The 349-nt window shown below is 41.8% G+C and carries 1 pseudogene; it reads left to right on the top strand.

What is annotated here, in order from left to right:
• A pseudogene (locus tag LKK83_RS05485) lies at positions 1-349 on the top strand (group II intron reverse transcriptase/maturase); the annotation flags it as partial.

Here is a 349-nt window from a genome sequence, read left to right as displayed (position 1 = left end):
CCGCACAAAGAAGTCATACTAGAAGCCCGAGACCTGATTGAACAATGGCTTAAACAAGTTGGATTAAAGCTTAAGCCAGAAAAGACAAGAATCTGTCATACCCATGAATTCTCAGAAGAAGGGGTAGAACCAGGTTTTGACTTTTTAGGTTTTAATATCCGTCATTACACAGTTGGCAAATACAGGGCCACGAATATTGGCATGGGGGGAAAGCGGCTATTCCAACTCAACATAAAGCCAAGTAAGAAGTCAGTCAAGGAACACTACAAGGGGATTAAGGCGGTTATAAAGGCTCATAAAACAGCCCCACAATACGCACTAATCAAGCACCTAAATCCAGTCATAAAAG

Origin of the sequence: Phormidium sp. CCY1219 (assembly GCF_035615515.1) — a bacterium.
Taxonomy (GTDB): domain Bacteria; phylum Cyanobacteriota; class Cyanobacteriia; order Cyanobacteriales; family Laspinemataceae; genus CCY1219.
Note: the sequence above shows the minus strand (reverse complement) of the source record. Positions and strands in the feature narration are given on the sequence as shown.